13 protein-coding genes are annotated in these 16,614 nt (G+C 74.6%); 9 read left to right on the top strand and 4 right to left on the bottom strand.

Going from position 1 to position 16,614, the window contains the following annotated elements; translation table 11 throughout:
- Positions 1–60 precede the first annotated feature (60 nt).
- The 3 genes from HIR71_RS17145 (at position 61) to HIR71_RS05925 (ending at position 2,704) form a co-directional block, all read left to right on the top strand.
- On the top strand, positions 61–639 hold the full coding sequence (locus HIR71_RS17145) for a MarR family winged helix-turn-helix transcriptional regulator (protein ID WP_169324129.1): 579 nt from the start codon (positions 61–63) through the stop codon (positions 637–639).
- A gap of 71 nt (positions 640–710) precedes the next feature.
- Positions 711–2,255: an MFS transporter gene (locus HIR71_RS05930; RefSeq protein WP_169324195.1), complete on the top strand. Its 1,545-nt coding sequence runs from the start codon at positions 711–713 to the stop codon at positions 2,253–2,255.
- A complete protein-coding gene (locus tag HIR71_RS05925) occupies positions 2,255–2,704 on the top strand; it encodes a MarR family winged helix-turn-helix transcriptional regulator (RefSeq protein ID WP_169324128.1) in 450 nt (149 codons plus the stop codon). The genes HIR71_RS05930 and HIR71_RS05925 overlap by 1 nt, the downstream gene beginning before the upstream one ends.
- A gap of 3 nt (positions 2,705–2,707) precedes the next feature.
- Here HIR71_RS05925 and HIR71_RS05920 read toward each other — a convergent pair whose 3' ends face one another.
- The 3 genes from HIR71_RS05920 to HIR71_RS05910 form a co-directional block, all read right to left on the bottom strand.
- Complete coding sequence (locus HIR71_RS05920; RefSeq protein ID WP_169324127.1) at positions 2,708–3,454, bottom strand: nuclease-related domain-containing protein; 747 nt, start codon at positions 3,452–3,454, stop codon at positions 2,708–2,710.
- 75 nt (positions 3,455–3,529) lie between these two features.
- Positions 3,530–3,952, bottom strand: coding sequence for a peptide-methionine (R)-S-oxide reductase MsrB (msrB, locus tag HIR71_RS05915; protein ID WP_169324126.1), 423 nt, complete (start codon positions 3,950–3,952; stop codon positions 3,530–3,532).
- Between the two features lie 98 nt (positions 3,953–4,050).
- Positions 4,051–5,586, bottom strand: a complete 1,536-nt coding sequence (locus tag HIR71_RS05910; protein ID WP_169324125.1) for a DEAD/DEAH box helicase — start codon at positions 5,584–5,586, stop codon at positions 4,051–4,053.
- Positions 5,587–5,851: 265 nt separating this feature from the next.
- On the opposite strand from HIR71_RS05910, the gene HIR71_RS05905 reads away from it, so the two are divergent.
- From HIR71_RS05905 to HIR71_RS05880, 6 genes are all read left to right on the top strand, one after another.
- Positions 5,852–9,319, top strand: coding sequence for an EAL domain-containing protein (locus HIR71_RS05905; RefSeq protein WP_169324124.1), 3,468 nt, complete (start codon positions 5,852–5,854; stop codon positions 9,317–9,319).
- A 16-nt stretch (positions 9,320–9,335) separates the two neighbouring features.
- Positions 9,336–10,079: a M50 family metallopeptidase gene (locus tag HIR71_RS05900; RefSeq protein WP_169324123.1), complete on the top strand. Its 744-nt coding sequence runs from the start codon at positions 9,336–9,338 to the stop codon at positions 10,077–10,079.
- A 121-nt stretch (positions 10,080–10,200) separates the two neighbouring features.
- Positions 10,201–12,276: a putative bifunctional diguanylate cyclase/phosphodiesterase gene (locus HIR71_RS05895; protein WP_311836120.1), complete on the top strand. Its 2,076-nt coding sequence runs from the start codon at positions 10,201–10,203 to the stop codon at positions 12,274–12,276.
- Positions 12,277–12,296: 20 nt separating this feature from the next.
- Positions 12,297–12,971, top strand: a complete 675-nt coding sequence (locus tag HIR71_RS05890) for a hypothetical protein (RefSeq protein WP_169324122.1) — start codon at positions 12,297–12,299, stop codon at positions 12,969–12,971.
- Between the two features lie 21 nt (positions 12,972–12,992).
- Positions 12,993–13,712, top strand: a complete 720-nt coding sequence (locus HIR71_RS05885; RefSeq protein WP_169324121.1) for a signal peptidase I — start codon at positions 12,993–12,995, stop codon at positions 13,710–13,712.
- On the top strand, positions 13,693–14,586 hold the full coding sequence (locus HIR71_RS05880) for a hypothetical protein (RefSeq protein WP_169324120.1): 894 nt from the start codon (positions 13,693–13,695) through the stop codon (positions 14,584–14,586). The genes HIR71_RS05885 and HIR71_RS05880 overlap by 20 nt, the downstream gene beginning before the upstream one ends.
- A gap of 3 nt (positions 14,587–14,589) precedes the next feature.
- Here the strand turns inward: HIR71_RS05880 and HIR71_RS05870 are convergent, their stop codons facing one another.
- On the bottom strand, positions 14,590–16,500 hold the full coding sequence (locus HIR71_RS05870) for an amino acid permease (protein WP_311836119.1): 1,911 nt from the start codon (positions 16,498–16,500) through the stop codon (positions 14,590–14,592).
- Positions 16,501–16,614 lie beyond the last annotated feature (114 nt).

Raw genomic sequence — 16,614 nt, 5'->3', positions numbered from 1 at the left:
GCCGACCCAGCGCCACCCCGAACGGTTGCCCGAGGCAACCACCTGCCGTACCCTCGACCAGTGCCCGCTGAACCGCTGCCCGCCGAACCGACACCCGCAGAACCGATGCCCGCTGAACCGACACCCGCGCCGGGCGACTCGACTCCTTCCTCGCACGACCCCTACCTCGCGCTGGTCGCAGCCGTCGAGGACCTCACCCGCACCCACCGCGAGACCGGTGCCCTCGTCGCCCGTGCGGCAGGGAGCTCACGTGCGGGCCTCGCTGTCGTCCGGACGCTCGAGCTCGCCGGCCCGATGCAGATCGGCGACATCGCGCACGCCCTGCGCGTCGACATCTCGGTCGCCAGCCGTCAGGTGAGCGCGCTCGTCGCCGCGGGGCTCGCCGCCCGGACGGTGGACGACGACGACCGGCGGGCCCGCGCCGTCGTCCTCACCGAGGAGGGGCGCGCGGTCGCGGACCGTGCACGCGTCGCCGCCGGCGCGCTCACCGCCCAGGTGCTCGCCGACTGGTCCGGGCCCGACGTCGCGACCACGGCCGCGCAGATCCGTCGCCTCGCCGACACGGTCACCGCCTACGTCGTCGCGCTGCGCGACGCCGGGGACGAGTCGGTCGGCGCGGCGGAGGCCGACCCCGCGTGACGAGCCGGCCCGTGACCCCCGCACCCGACCCGCCCGCTCCGCACACCTCCGCGCCGCACACCTCCGCTCCGATGTCGCACCGCGAGGTGCTCGAGGCGCTGTCCGGCATCCTGCTCGGGATGTTCGTCTCGATCCTCGCCACGAGCGTCGTCTCGTCGTCGCTCCCCCGGATCATCACCGACCTGAACGGGACGCAGTCGGCCTTCACGTGGGTCGTGACCGCGACCCTGCTCACCACCACGATCTCGACGCCCGTCTGGGGCAAGCTCGCCGACCTCGTCGACCGCAAGGTGCTCATCCAGCTCGCCCTGGTCGTCTCGGTGCTGTCCTCCGCAGCGGCCGGGTTCTCCGAGTCGACCAGCATGCTGATCGGGATGCGCGCGCTCCAGGGGATCGGCGCCGGTGGGCTCACGGCGCTCGGCACCGTGCTGATCGCCGACATCATCTCGCCGCGCGACCGGGGCCGGTACATGGGCCTGATGGGCGCCGTGATGGGCCTCGCGATGGTCGGCGGTCCCCTCCTCGGCGGCGCGATCACCGACGGGCCCGGGTGGCGGTGGAACTTCTTCGTCGGGCTGCCGTTCGCGGTCGCCGCCATCGTCGTGCTCCAGCGGACGCTGCACCTGCCGCCGCTCGAGCCGCGGGTCGTGCGGCTCGACTACGCCGGCGCGGCGCTCCTCTCGGCGGGCATCTCCTCGCTGCTGCTCTGGGTCACGTTCGCCGGCAACCAGTTCGACTGGGCGTCGTGGCAGACGGCCGCGATGGTCGGCGGCGCGGTCGTCGTGCTGGCCGCGGCGGTGTGGGTCGAGTCCCGGGCGGCCGAGCCGATCATCCCGCTGCACCTGTTCCGGAACCGGACGCTCGTGCTGTCGGTCGTCGCGAGCGTCGCGGTCGGCGTGGCGCTGTTCGGCACGTCGGTCTTCCTCAGCCAGTACATGCAGGTGGCACGCGACAAGTCCCCGACCGAGTCCGGGCTCCTCACCGTGCCGATGATGGTGGGGATGCTCGTCTTCTCGACGTTCAGCGGCCGGATCATCAGCCGCACGGGCCGGTACAAGCGCTTCATGATCGCCGGCGCGCTGGTCCTGACGGCCGGTCTCGCGCTCATGGGCACGATCCGGTACGACACGAACCTGTTCCTCGTGGGCGCGTACATGCTCGTGCTCGGCGCGGGCGTCGGCATGCTCATGCAGAACCTCGTGCTCGCGACGCAGAACACCCTCGACCTGCGCGACATGGGCAGCGGGACAGCGACCGTGGCCTTCTTCCGCACGCTCGGCGGCGCGGTCGGCGTCGCGGCCCTCGGGGCCGTGCTCGGGGGCCGGATCACCACCCTGCTGCTCTCCGGCCTGCGCGACCTGGGCATCGACCCGGCCGTCCTGACCGGCGGCACGACGGCGATCCCTGACGTCTCGACGCTGCCGCCGGCCATCCGGGTCGTCGTCGAGGCGTCCTACGGCCAGGGCATCGCCGACCTCTTCCTCCTCGCCATCCCGCTCGGGCTCGTGACGGTGCTCGCGGTGCTGTTCCTGCGTGAGGTGCCGCTCGGCACGCGGTCGGGCGTCGACGTCCGGCGCGCGAAGGCAGAGGTCGCGCACGGCGCCGGGGACGCGTGATGGCCGGCGACCCGTTCTCGCTCGTCGAGCGGGAGCTCGGGCTGCTCCTGCGCCGGGCGCGCGCGTCGTCGGCCGCGATGGCAGCCCGCGTCCACCCCGACCTCGACGCCGCCGCCTACCCGCTCCTCGTGCACGTGTCCCGCGCCCCCGGCGTGCGCAGCAGCGACCTCGCGGCCCACTTCGGCGTCGGGCGCGCCACGATCTCGCGGCAGGTCCGCCGCCTCGAGGAGCTCGGGCTGCTCGCGCGGCGGGCGGACGCCGCCGACTCGCGCGCGCAGCGGCTCGAGCTGACCCCCGACGCCGAGCGACGTGTCACGACCGCGCAGGACGCGCGCCGGGCCTGGCTGCGCGCGGCGCTCGAGGAGTGGCCGCCCGACGACGTCGCGGTGCTGGCCGGGTCCATCGGTCGCCTCAACGCGGCGCTCGACCGGGCGACGAACCGGACGTGACGGTCAGGCGGTCCACGTGCTCCGGCGCCCGGCCGCGGCCCTGATCGCCTCGACGCGCGTGGCGGCGAGCCGCGGCGGCACCTCGCGGAAGAGCTGCGGGACGTCGGTGCGCCCGAGCACCAGCGCGGCGTCGGGCAGCGCGTCGCCCGCGAGGACCGGGGGCACGTCGGTGTCCAGGACGACCACCGGCCGCACCTCGACGTGCAGCCCTGCGGCGGCGCCGAGCACCTGCTGCACGCGGGCCTGCTCGAGCCGGGCGTCGCGCAGGTAGCTGGTGGGGCGGCCGTCGACCTCGACGCTGGTGCGGCTCATCACGACGTGCGCGTCCGGGTGCGCGTGGACCCGGATCGCGAAGACGCCACCCGTCCCGATGAGCAGGTGGTCGAGCACCGCGCCCTGGCGGCCGACCGGCACGTCGTGCAGCACGAGCCAGCCCTCGGCGACCAGCCGCTCGAGCCGTGCGGCCACCGACCCGCTCGCGTCGTCGGCCGCGTCGTCGGGCACCGTCACGTAGGCGTCGAACGCATCCAGGGCCGCGCGCCGCGGCACGGGGAGCACGATCTCGTGCACGTCGGCGCGCAGGTACTCCTGGGCCGCGAGGCGGAGGCTGTCCTCGAGCATCGGCCGTTCGACGACCACCTCGCCCGAGCGCAGGTCGACCCAGCCGACCCGCGCCCCCGTGTCCGCGGTCGCGACGAGGAAGTCGACACCGAAGCGGTGCCAACGTCGCATCGTGAGGGTCGGGGACATGAGAGCAGTATCGGCACGTCAGCCGGCCGACTTCAGCCTTTCCCGAGCTCGACCCGCCTGATCCGGGTCGGGCGGTCAGGACGGATCGGGTCCCGTGCCGTCCGCCGGCTCGAACGTGAGCGACACGGAGTTCATGCAGAAGCGGTCACCCGTCGGCGTCTGCGGGGCGTCGTCGAACACGTGGCCGAGGTGCGAGCCGCAGCGCGCGCAGCGCACCTCGGTGCGGACCATGCCGAGCGTCGTGTCCTCGATCAGCTCGACGGCGTCGCCCGCGAGCGGCGAGTAGAAGCTCGGCCACCCGCAGTGCGCCTCGAACTTGGTCTCGGAGCGGAACAGCTCGGCGCCGCACGCGCGGCAGCGGTAGACCCCCGGCCGGTTCTCGGCCAGGAGCTCACCGGTCCACGGTCGCTCGGTGCCCGCGCGCCGCAGCACGGCGAACTCCTGCGGGTCCAGCGCGACGCGCCACTCGTCCTCGGTCCGCTCGACGGCGTACGCCATGAATCCCTCCTTCGTCCGACGGCCAGGCTATGCCTGGGCCGCCCGGGTGACCATCGCGCGACCTGACGACCATCGCGACCCTGACGAGCGCTGCGCGGTCAGCGCGAGCGACGGCGACCCGCGGAGGCGCCACGCGACATCTCGACGGCACCACCGCGCCCGCCGGACGTGGACGAGTACACGGGGGTCGAGCCACCCTGCGCCGGCCGGCTCGAACCCGGCGTGCGCGCGGGCGCCGTCGAGCGCCCCGCACCCGCGGCGCGGCCCGAGCCACCGGGCTGCCGTCCGCCCTGCGGCGCTGCGGCCGCAGCACCCTGCGCACCGGAGCCGCCGCGGCGACCGCGACCGGCACCGCCACCTGCCCCGCCACCACGGCGCGACCGGCCCTGGCCGGCGACGTCCCCGCTGCGGGCCGCGTTGCCGCGACCGTGCTCGGGCACCGAGACCGGCGGCGCGGTCGGCATGACGACGTCCGCCACCGCACCGACGAGCGACGTGATGACCGGCGAGCCGGGCCCGACGCGCTGCGGCGTGACGGTGATCTTCGCAAGGCGCGTGAGGGTGCGGACGTCGCCCGCCTCCTCGGGGAGCATGACCGTGACGACCACGCCCTCCGACCCGGCCCGGGCCGTGCGACCCGAGCGGTGCAGGTACGCCTTGTGCTCGGCCGGCGGGTCGACGTGCACGACGAGCTCGATGTCGTCGACGTGGATGCCGCGCGCCGCGATGTCGGTCGCGCACAGCACCCGGACGCCGCCCGAGGAGAACGCCGCGAGGTTGCGCTCGCGCGCGGGCTGGCTGAGGTTCCCGTGCAGGTCGACCGCGGGGATCCCTGCGGCGGTCAGCTGCTTGGCCAGCTTCTTCGCCTGGTGCTTGGTGCGCGTGAACAGCACGCGACGCCCGGTACCCGACGCGAGCTGCTGGACGACCTGACGCTTGGACTCGGCGTCGTGCACGGCGAGCACGTGGTGCGTCATCTTCGCGACCGGCGACTCGGCCGAGTCGACCGAGTGCGTGAGGGGGTTGCTCAGGTAGCGCTTGACCAGCTGGTCCACGCCGTTGTCGAGCGTCGCCGAGAAGAGCATCCGCTGCCCCTGCTTCGGCGTCTTGTCCATGATGCGCTTGACGCCCGGCAGGAAGCCCAGGTCGGCCATGTGGTCGGCCTCGTCGAGCACGGTGATCTCGACGCCGTCGAGCGTGAGGAGCCGCTGCTGGAGCAGGTCCTCGAGCCGGCCGGGGCACGCGACGAGGATGTCGATGCCGCCGTTCAGCGCGCTCACCTGGCGGTTCTGGGAGACGCCGCCGAACACGGTGGTCAGGCTGAGGCGCTCGGCCTTCGCGAGCGGCTCGAGCGTCCCCGCGATCTGGGTCGCGAGCTCGCGGGTCGGTGCCAGCACGAGCGCGCGGGGGCGGGCGGGCTTGCGGGCGCTGCCCGACGCCGCGAGGCGCGTCACGATCGGGAGCGAGAACGCGAGCGTCTTGCCCGAGCCCGTGCGGCCACGGCCCAGGACGTCGCGGCCCCGGAGCGTGTCGGGCAGCGTCGCGGTCTGGATGGGGAACGGAGCGGTGATGCCGCCCGCGGTGAGGGAGCGGACAAGGGTCTCGGGCACGCCGAGGGAAGAGAACGTGGACACGTGAAGGTCGCCTTTCCGGCGGTGGATGGTCGGGGCTCGCCGCGTGAACTCGCAGGTGCTCCACGACGCGGGCCGCGCACGAGATGGTGCGGGCCTCGGGGTCCAGTATGCCTCACGTCGCCTCCCGGCCCACCTCCTTCACCCGGTGACGCCCCTCACGTCGCTCCGGGGGGTGCCGATCGGGACGCCACGGACACGGCGGACGACGCCCGACGAACGCGGCGTCACGTCGCCCCGCGTCGCGACCACGGAAGGACGGTGCACCATGGCGGAGCCGCTCACCGTCCTCGCGGTCTCCCCCGGCACGGGCGGCTACTTCTTCGGGGAGGTCCTCGCCGGGCTCACGCGCGAGGTCCGCGCGGTCGGTGGGCGCGTCGTCGTCGTCCAGACGCTCGGGCCGGGCGCCGCGGCCGACGAGCTCGACGAGCCCACCGCCTTCAGCACGCCCGTCGCCTGGGCGCGCGCGGACGGCGTCGTCGCCGTCACGAGCGCCGTCCAGGCGCCGTACCTCGAGCGGCTGCGTGCCGCCGGGACCCCCGTCGTGTGCGCCGGCATGCCGCTCGACGGCTTCGAGGCCCCGCTGGCCGTGCCCGACAACGAGGGCGGGACCGCCGACGCCGTCGCGCACCTCCTCGAGCACGGCCACACGCGGATCGGCTACGTCGGGCCGCTCGACCGCGCCGACCTCCGCGACCGGCTCACCGCGTACCGGGACACGCTCACAGCGCACGGGCTCGACGCCGACCCGGCCCTGGTCGTCGACGTGCCGGGGAGCACCCCCGCCGCGGGCGCCGCCGCCGCCGCGCAGCTGCTCGCGCTCGACCGGCGCCCGACCGCGGTCATGGTCGCGACGGACCGGATCGCGATCGGGCTCATGGGCGCGCTCGCGGACGCCGGCGTCGTCGTCCCCCGGGACCTCGCCGTCATCGCGTTCGACAACATCGAGGCCGCCGCCTTCAGCAGCCCGCCGCTCTCGAGCGTCAACCAGCGCTTCGACGAGGTCGGCGCGCTCGCGGGCCGGCTGGTCCTCGCGCAGATCCGAGGCGACGCGGTCCCGGCCGTCGCGCACACCTCACCCGCCGCGGGGCTGGCCCTGCGCGCGTCGTGCGGGTGCGCGCCGGACGTCGCGGGCGGCACCGGGAGCGCGCAGCCCGTGCAGGCGTACCGCCCCTCGCCGCTCGAGGAGCTCAGCGAGCTGCTGCGCGGCGCCCTCCTCACCTACGACAGCACGGCGGACGGCCCGACCGAGGACGCCGTGCTGGCGATGGCCGTCGAGGTCGAGGCGCTCCTCGAGGCGGGCGACGCCGTGCCCGCCGAGCGGCTCGAGGCGCTCACGACGTCCCTGCGCCGCGTGGCGACCGACGCGAGCGTGCTGCACCGGACCCTCGGCGCGCTGACGGAGTACCTCGAGCGCACGGGTGCGGCGACGCCCGACCAGGCGACGGCGGACGACGCGCTCGGTGACGCCGGCCGGACCGCCGCCACGCGCGTCGCCGCCGCGCTCTGGCAGATGCAGGCCGGCTCGTTCCGCGTCCGCGCCGAGTCGCTCGAGGCGCTCATCGAGGAGCAGGTCGCTCTCGACAAGGGGCTGCTGGACGTGGGGAGCGCCGAGGCGCACCGCCTCGCGTGGCTCACCGGCACGCACGTGCGGGCCGGCGTGCTGGGGCTGTGGGACGGCGAGCCGGGGACCGGCCCGCTGCGGATCGCGGGCAGCTACGACCCCGACGGCCTGCTGACCGGCGTCCTCGGCACGACGATGCCGGTCGAGAGCTTCCCGCCCGCGCCCCTGGTCGGGGGCACCCCGGACTCCGCGGACCGTGTGTGCGTCGTCGTGCCCGTCCGCACCGCCGAGCGCGACTGGGGGATGCTCGCGCTCGTCGGCGCGATCGTCACGACGTCGAGCCGCGAGACCTACCACCACTGGGCCGCGCTGCTGTGCGCCGCGCTCGAGGAGGAGCGGCTGCACCAGACGGTCCGGGCGAGCGAGGAGCGTTACGCGCTCGCGGCGCTCGCGACGAACGACGGGCTCTGGGAGTGGGACGCGCGCACCAGCGCGCTCTACCTCTCCGACCGGTGCTGGGACCTGCTGGGCCTGGACCGCGCCACCGAGAACCGGCTCGAGGCCTGGCGGGCGCTGATCCACCCCGACGACGTCGCCGACATGGAGCACGCCCTGCGCAAGGCGGTCGCCGGGCACGAGGCCACGGTGCTCACCGAGTACCGCGTCCGCACGGCCGACGGCTCGTACCGCTGGGCGCTCGCGCGCGCCCTGTCGGTCCGCGCGGCCGACGGCTCCGTGGAGCGCATCGTCGGCTCGCTCTCCGACATCCACGAGCGCCGGTCGCTCGAGGACCAGCTGCGCGAGAACGCGCTCTACGACGCCCTGACGGGCCTGCCCAACCGCCGGCTCTTCCTCGACCGGCTCGAGCACGCCGTCGCGCAGTGCCGGCGGTCGAGAACCCCCTTCGCCGTTCTCTTCCTCGACCTCGACGGGTTCAAGGTCGTCAACGACTCGCTCGGGCACCAGGCGGGCGACCGCCTGCTCACCGCCGTCGGGAACCGGATCGAGCACCAGCTGCGCGCGGTCGACACGGGCGCGCGGTTCGGCGGCGACGAGTTCGCGATCCTGCTGCACGACGTCGAGCCGCACGACGTGCTGCACGTCGCCCAGCGCGTCCAGGCAGCGCTCGCCGAGGTCATCGACCTCGACGGCAACGAGGTCGCGATCCGAGCCAGCCTGGGGATCGCGACCAGCGCGATCGACTACGCGTCGGCCGAGGACGTGCTCCGCGACGCCGACACCGCGATGTACCACGCGAAGGCGACCGAGCGCGGCTCGGTGTCGTTCTTCGACGCGGCGATGCACGCGAACGCGGTGCACCACCTGCGCCTCGACGCCGAGCTCCGGCGGGCGCTCGACGAGGAGCAGTTCGAGGTGCACTACCAGCCGATCGTCGACCTGGCGTCGGGCCTGGCGAACAGCTTCGAGGCCCTCGTGCGCTGGCGGCACCCCGAGCGCGGCATGGTCCCGCCCGACCAGTTCCTGCCGATCATGGAGGAGACCGGGCTGATCGTCCGGCTCGGCCACTGGGTCATCGAGGAGGTCTGCCGGCAGCTCGCCGTGTGGGGCCCCGCGGTCGTCAACGTGAGCGTCAACATCTCCGACCGCGAGTTCTGGCACAGCGGCCTGCTCCCTCACGTGCTGCACTGCCTCGGGCGCCACGGGCTCACGGCGGACCGGATGACCATCGAGATCACCGAGGGCGTCATCATGCGGCGGCCCGAGCTCGCCCTGCGGCTCATGAAGGACATGCACGACGCCGGGCTCCAGCTCCACATCGACGACTTCGGCACGGGGTACTCGTCGCTCGAGACCCTGCACCGGTTCCCGGTCGAGGCCTTCAAGATCGACCGCTCGTTCATCAGGGGCGTGATGAGCGGCGACCGGACGGCCGACCTCGTGCGGGTCATCGTCGCGATGGGCAAGGCGCTCGGCCTGGCCGTGGTCGCCGAGGGCGTCGAGACGACCGACCAGCTCGCGTTCCTCCAGGAGATCGGCTGCGTCACGGGCCAGGGCTACCTGTTCATGCCCGCGGTGGCCGGTGACGCGGCCGGCGAGCTCGTCGGCCAGGTGCTCGGCGGCGGTCCGGTGGTGCCGACGCAGGGTGGTCCGACGCAGGGCGGTCCGGTCGGCGACGCGCGCGCCGCGGTCGGGGCCACGCGCGGCGCGTAGCCGTACGGTGCACCCCATGACGGACGGGGGAGAGCTGGGGCTCGTCCCCGTGCTCGGGGAGGTGCTCGGCGAGATCTGGCACCGGGCGACGACGACCCAGCCCGCGCCGTCGACCACGGTGGTGCTCCTGACCGCGGGGGTGGCCGTCCTGGTCGTCCTCGTGCCGCGGCTCTGGGGCGTGGCACGGCACGCGGTCACCCTGGTCCACGAGGCCGCGCACGCGGGGGTCGCGGTGCTGACCGGTCGGCGGCTGTCGGGCATCCGGCTGCACTCGGACACCTCGGGGCTCACCGTCTCGGTGGGGCGCCCGCGAGGCCCGGGGATGATCGCGACCGCCGCGGCGGGCTACCTCGGACCGGGCCTGCTCGGCCTGGGAGCCGCGTGGCTCGTGTCGCGGGGGTACGCCGTCGGGCTGCTCTGGCTGCTGCTCGTGGTGCTGGTCCTCGTGCTGGTCCAGATCCGCAACTGGTTCGGGCTGTGGTCGGTGCTCGTCACGGGCGTCGTGCTGGTCGCCGTGACGTGGTGGGCGGCTCCGGTGTGGCAGTCGGTCGCCGCCTACGCGATCACGTGGTTCCTGCTCGTCGCGGCGCCGCGCCCCGCCCTGGAGCTGTTCGCCCACCGCAGCAGCGGGTCCGACGCCGCGCTCCTGGCCCGCCTCACGCACGTCCCGGCAGCGGTGTGGATCGCGGTCTTCGTGCTTGTGACGATCGTCACGGCCGTTCTGGGCGGGTCCCTCCTGGTCAGCGCATCTGCGCCGTGATAGCGCGACTCGCCCGCAGATGCGTGCTCCGTTCCTGGACCCGTGACCTGATACCGCCTAGTCTCGGCGGACACCTCAGGGTGGACACCGACTCCTCCGACCTCTCGAGCAGCCACCCACCGTGAGCCCGACCACGCCGAAGCGTCCGCCGCTGACCCGGTACTTCTCGGTCGTCAGCGTGCTGTCGATGCTCACGCTCGGGATCGCTCTCGTCTTGGCCGTGAGCCAGGTGACGACGCAGCGCGAGCACGCCGTCGGGATCGAGACCGCGGAGATCGTCGAGTCGTACGCGCGGCAGGCCGTGTCGGTCGACGCCTACACGCTGGGGGTGCTCTCGTCGGGCGAGCGCGCGGGCGTCGACGAGGCCGTCCGCGGGTTCGACGACCGGGTGGTGTCGCTGCGGCTGTGGACCGTCGACGGCGACCTGCTGTACGACTCGGGGTCCGACAGCCCCACCGGCTTCCCGGACGGCATCCGGCTCGACGACGCGGTGCGCGGGGGAAGCCCCGTCGCGCACGTCGGCACGATGGTCCTCCCGAACGCCTCGGTCGCCCGCGCCGGCGGGACCGAGGTCGAGGTGCTCGACGTCTACGTGCCGGTGCGCTACCGCGACGTCGTCGGGGCCGTCGGCGCCGCCGAGGTGGTCCTCGACTACAGGGACTCGGCCGCCGCGCTCGCCGACATCAACCGCACGATCGGCCTGGTCGTCGCGGGCGGGTTGCTCGTCGTGTGGCTCCTGCTCTTCCGCACGGTGCGCACGTTCACGCGCCGCCTGCAGTCGAACGCGCTCGACAACGCCCGGCTCGCACTGCTCGACTCGCTCACCGGCCTGCCCAACCGGCGGATGCTCACGGAGCGCCTCGCCCGCGCGGTCGACACCGCGTACGACGAGGGCACCGGCGTCGGGCTCGTGCTCCTCGACATCGACCGCTTCAAGGACATCAACGACTCCCTCGGCCACGACATGGGCGACGAGCTGCTCCAGCAGGTCGCCCGGCGGCTCCAGGGAGCGCTGCGCGACAACGACGTCGTCGCCCGCCTCGGCGGGGACGAGTTCGCGATCCTGCTGCCCTCGATCCGGGCCGCCGCCGACTCGGAGCGCCTGGCCGATCGCGTGCGCAACGTGTTCGGTCCCCCGTTCCGGCTCGGCGACCTCGACGTCCACGTCGAGACGTCGATCGGGGTCGCCTGCCTGCCCGAGCACGCGCACGACGGCTCCTCGCTCATGCGCAAGGCCGACGTCGCGATGTACACCGCCAAGGTCCACCGCATGGGCGTCGCGGTCTACTCGCCCCACGAGGACGACTCCTCGCCCGCGCGCCTCGTGCTGCTGGGCGACCTGCACCGCGCCCTCGAGCGGGCCGACGAGCTCGTGATGCACTACCAGCCGAAGATCGACCTGCGCACCGGCGCCACCGCGGGGGTCGAGGCACTCATGCGATGGCAGCACCCGACCCGCGGGATGCTGCCCCCGACGCTCTTCGTGCCGCTCGCCGAGCAGACCGGCCTGATCAACGACCTGACCCGCTTCGCGCTCGAGACGGTCGTGACGCAGATCGCGCGCTGGCGCGAGGAGGGCGACCCGGTGCCGGTCGCGGTCAACCTCTCCGCGCACAACGTCACCTCGTTCGCCGTGACGGAGACGATCGAGGCGCTGCTCGCGACGCACCAGGTGCCGGCGAGCCTGCTCGAGGTCGAGATCACCGAGACCGCCCTCGTGGCGGACCCGTCCCGGATCCTCCCGGTGCTCAAGCGCCTCGCGGACATGGGCATCCGGGTGTCGATCGACGACTTCGGCATCGGCACCACCTCGATCTCGCAGCTGCGCGACCTGCCCGTCGCGCAGCTCAAGATCGACAAGCTCTTCATCGCCGACATCGAGGCGAGCGCGGACAAGCGCGGCTCGGAGCTCGTCGTCAAGGCGATGGTCGACCTCGCGCACTCGTTCGGCCTCGTCGTGGTGGCCGAGGGGGTCGAGGACGCCGGGACGGCGAGCCGGCTCGCGGCCCTCGACGTCGACCAGGCGCAGGGCTTCCTGTACTCCGAGGCGGTCCCTGCCGCGGCCGTCGCCGGGGTGCGCGCGGCGCTGCTCCCGGCCCCACGCCGGCGGTTCGCCCCCACGCGAACCGATCTCCCGACAACAAATCGGCCAGAACGCTCAAGTACGCCCACCGACGTGCCGATGACCACATCATGACCTCCGAAGGACGCGCACCCATGGACGATCTGCTGCAGGAGATGATCCGGCCCGCGGGCCCGAGCGCCGCCGACCGCGCCCGGCGCCGGCGGTTCGTCGCGAGCGCCGCGACCGTCGGCCTCGCGGTCGTGGGCGTGAGCTCGCTGACCACCTCGGCGCTGTTCCGTGACAACGACGACGCCGGGGTCAGCGGGTTCACCACCGGGTCCGTGTCGATCTCGGGGACGCCCGTGGACGAGGTGATCACCACCGACCCGCTCGTGGCGCCGGGTGACACGTCGTACGCGGTTCTCGACGTCCTGAACGACGGCTCGCTCGAGCACCGGTACGCGATCGAGTACGCCGCGACGAACCGCAACTCGGCGCAGGCGCCTGCCGACCGCCCGGTGCCCGACCTGGCCTCGGTGGTCGACATCGGCCTCTACGCGCTGCCGACCGGCGCCGCGTGCGACGCCGCCTTCGTCGCGTCCGCCCAGCCGCTCGTGCCGGTGCAGAAGCTCGCCGCGGGTGCTGAGAACGTCCTGCTCGGGTCGAGGACCGACGGCGTGCAGGGCGGCGAGCGCACGCTCATCGCCGGTGCCTCGGAGCAGCTCTGCGTGAGCCTCGGGCTGCCGATCGGAGCCGGCAACGAGTACGCCGACGCGACCACCGACCTGGTCTTCACGTTCTTCGCGGAGCAGACGAAGAACAACTGAGGCTCGAGGAGCTCCAGCCCCATGCCGTTCCTGCCGGCGACCCGACGCGACCGGCGCACGAGACCCGTGCGCCGGCGCGCCCGACGCACGCCCCCGGGGAGTCGTCGCGCGCGCGGCGTCCGGGTGGCGCTGTGGACGGTCGTCGCGCTCTGCGTCGGGTCGTACGCGGCCTCGCTGCTCGTGCCCCTCTACTTCCAGGTGCAGGAGCAGCGGCTGCTCATCGTCGTCTCCGGCTCGATGTCCCCGTACATCGACGCGGGCGACGCCGTCGTGATGAAGCAGATCGAGAACCCCGCCGAGCTCCGCGTCGGTCAGGTCGTCTCGTTCTGGCCGCAGGACTCCGAGGTGCTCCAGACGCACCGGATCATCCGCCTCGAGATCCTGCCCGTGCTCGAGCAGGACGAGAGCACGGGCCGGATGGTCCCCAAGCTGGACGAGGCGACCGGTGAGCCGATCACCCGGCCGTACATCTTCACCAAGGGCGACGCCAACGACGAGCCGGACCCGAACGCGACGCCGGTCAACCGCGTCCGCGGGGTCGTGCTCGCCGTCCACCCCGGCTGGGGCGCCGTGCTGGGCTGGGCGCACTCCGCGACGGGCCGGTTCGTCATGCTCGGGCCGCCGCTGCTGATCCTCGCGGGCATGGAGGTCGCCGCCGTGGTGCAGGCGCGGCGGGCCCGCGCCCGGCGCCCCGCGCTCGGCATCGAGAGGAGCCAGGTCGATGACCTCCTCTTCGAGTGACCGCGACGCGTCGCTGGTGCGGCTCGGGGTCGCGCTCGTCGTCGGGCTGCTCGTCGCCGTCGGCATGTCGGTCCAGACCGCGAGCACGCGGGCCGGCTTCTCGGGCGAGGACACCGCCGGGCTCCGGCTGACGACGCGGCCGGCGTGCGTCGGGTCGGCCGCCGCGTACACGAGCGGGATGATCGACGCCGCGACGCCCGCGCTGAGGTGGAGCTTCTCGGGCGCCCTGCCCGCGGACGCCACCGCGCAGGCCGTCGCCGTGACGTCGCCGGGCCTCCTGGTGTGCGACCCCGCACAGCTCGCGCCGGCGGCCGACGTCGTGCCCGGCGCCCTCGCGCTCGACGCGACGGCGCCCGGGAGCGCGCTCACCGCGGCGACCCCCGTCGCGCTCCCGGGCGACGCGGCGACGCTCCTGCTCTGGGTGTCGCTGCCTGTCGACCCGACCGGCGCGCCGGTCCCCGCGGACGGTGAGCTGGCGTCGGTCGTGGGCCCGGACGGCGCGCTGGTGCTGCGGCTCACGGGCGGCGCGCTCGAGCTCACGCACCCGAGCGGGAGCGCGACCACGACCCTGGCCGGTGGCGCGCTGCCGACCGACGGCGCGGTCGCGCTCGTCGCGGTGTCGATCGAGGCCGGCGCCGTGACCCTCGGGCTCGCGCTGCACGACGGCGCCCCGACCGTCGCGTCCGCGCCGACGTCGTGGACCCCCGGACCGGTCACGCTCACCGTGGGCGCGCGCGCCGGCCTCGTCGCGGCACCCGCCGTCGTGGACGAGGTGACCCTCCTGACCGGCGCCACCGACGAGGCCGGGCTGCGCGCCCTGGTGGCGGCCGACGACTGGTGGACCGAGGCCCCGTACCCCGACCCGGCCCCCTGACGCTCAGACGCGCGCGCTGCGCCGCTCGAGCAGCACCACGTCCCGCCACACGCCGTGGCGCGCCCCGATCCGCTCGCGGACGCCCACCCGGCGGAAGCCGTGCCGGGCGTGCAGTGCGAGGCTCGCGGAGTTCTCGGCGAGCACGCCGGACTGGAGCGTCCAGATGCCGGCCCGCTCCGAGCTCTCGACGACGGCGTCGAGCAGCGCGCCGCCCACGCCTCGGCCCCGCGCCGATGCCGCGACGTAGACGCTGACCTCGACGACGCCTGCGTACACCGCCCGCGCGCTCGTCGCGCTCACCGCGACCCACCCGAGCAGCGGTCCGTCCGGCGACGCCGCGCCGTCGTCGTCCACGGCGACCAGCCGGTGGTCCGGCAGGTGGCCCGCGTCCCAGGCGGACCACGTGGGGACCTCGGTCTCGAGGGTCGCGATCCCGGTCGCGACGCCGTCGGCGTAGATCGCGAGGACCGCCCCGGCATCGGCCGGGGTCATGGGCCGCACCGACGGCGGCACCGGGTCGCCGTCGGAGCGGCTCGTCGCACGGGCACGGCGGACCCCGGGCTGCACTGGCACCGGACCAGTATGCGACCGGCCTCCGGCGAGGGCGCGGACGACGAGCCGCGTCAGCAGCCCGACAGCGAGCACGGTCACGCCCGTGGACACGGCCTGCCACGGCAGCGTCGCCGCGAGCAGCACGCAGCCACCGAGCCCGACGAGCTGGAGCGCACGCGGCCACCGCCGCTCGACCGCGGGTTGCCGCAGCGCCGCCGCGTTGGCGACGGCGTAGTAGAGCAGGACGCCGAACGACGAGAACGCGATGACGCCGCGCAGGTCGGCGACCAGCACGAGCACCACGACGACGATGCCGACCGCGTACTCGGCCCGGTGCGGCACCCCGAAGCGCGGGTGGACCGCCGCGAGCTGTCGCGGCAGGTCGCCCGCGCGGGCCATGGCGAAGGTCGTCCGTCCCACGCCGGCGACCAGGCCGAGCAGCGCTCCCGCGGACGCCAGGACGGCTCCGACGCGGACCACCCCGGTGAGCCCGGGCTGCCCCGCCGCCGTGACGACGTCGGCGAGGGGGCGCGCCGAGGCCGCGAGCTCCGTCGGGCCCAGGACGCCGAGCGTGACCAGCGCGACGGCGAGGTAGACGACCACGACCACCGCAAGCGCGAGCTGGATCGCCCGCGGGATGACGACGCGCGGGTCACGGACCTCCTCGCCCAGGGTCGCGATGCGGGCGTAGCCGGCGAGCGCGAAGAAGAGGAGGCCGGCCGACTGGAGCACTCCGTAGGGCGTCGGTGCGGCACGGGGTCCAGCCATCAGGTCCGCAGCCGTCGACCCGTCGACCACCCCGCCGCAGCACGGGGCCGACGTCGCCCCGACCACGACGACGAGCGCGAGCACCGCGAGCGTCGCCACGACCAGCACCCGGGCGACCCGTGCCGTCCGCGTGATCCCCCGTGCGTTCACGCCGACGATCGCGACGACCGCCGCGACGGCGGTGCCCCGTCCCCAGCCGGGCCCGGCGTCGGGGGCCACGTAGGCGGCGAGGGTCATCGCCATCGCCGCGCACGACGCCGTCTTCCCGATGACGTAGCACCAGCCCGCGGCGTAGCCCCACCACGGCCCCAGCCGCTCGCGCCCGTAGTGGTACGCACCTCCCGCGGCGGGCAGCACGGCCGCGAGCTGGGCGGTCGACGTCGCGTTCGCGTACGCGACCACGGCCGCGATCAGCAGCCCCACGAGGAGCGCCGGCCCGGCCGCGCCCGCCGCGGGCGCGAGGACGGCGAACACCCCGGCGCCGAGCATCGAGCCGACCCCGATCACGACGGCGTCCGTGAGTCGGAGCCGGCGGTCGAGCCGACCGTGGCCGGGCGTCCCGGGAAGGGACGAACGCGGCGGGTCGACGGTCATGTGAGCCCTCCTGGGGTGGCCGGGGTCCGTCGTCACGGTAGCCGCGAGGCGGCGCGGTCCGGCAGTGAGGCGCGGTGAGGCGCGGCAGGGCGCGGGGAGCGGTCACGTGGTGCC

This window comes from Cellulomonas fimi (assembly GCF_012952065.1).
Lineage (GTDB): Bacteria > Actinomycetota > Actinomycetes > Actinomycetales > Cellulomonadaceae > Pengzhenrongella > Pengzhenrongella fimi_A.
Note: the sequence above shows the minus strand (reverse complement) of the source record. Positions and strands in the feature narration are given on the sequence as shown.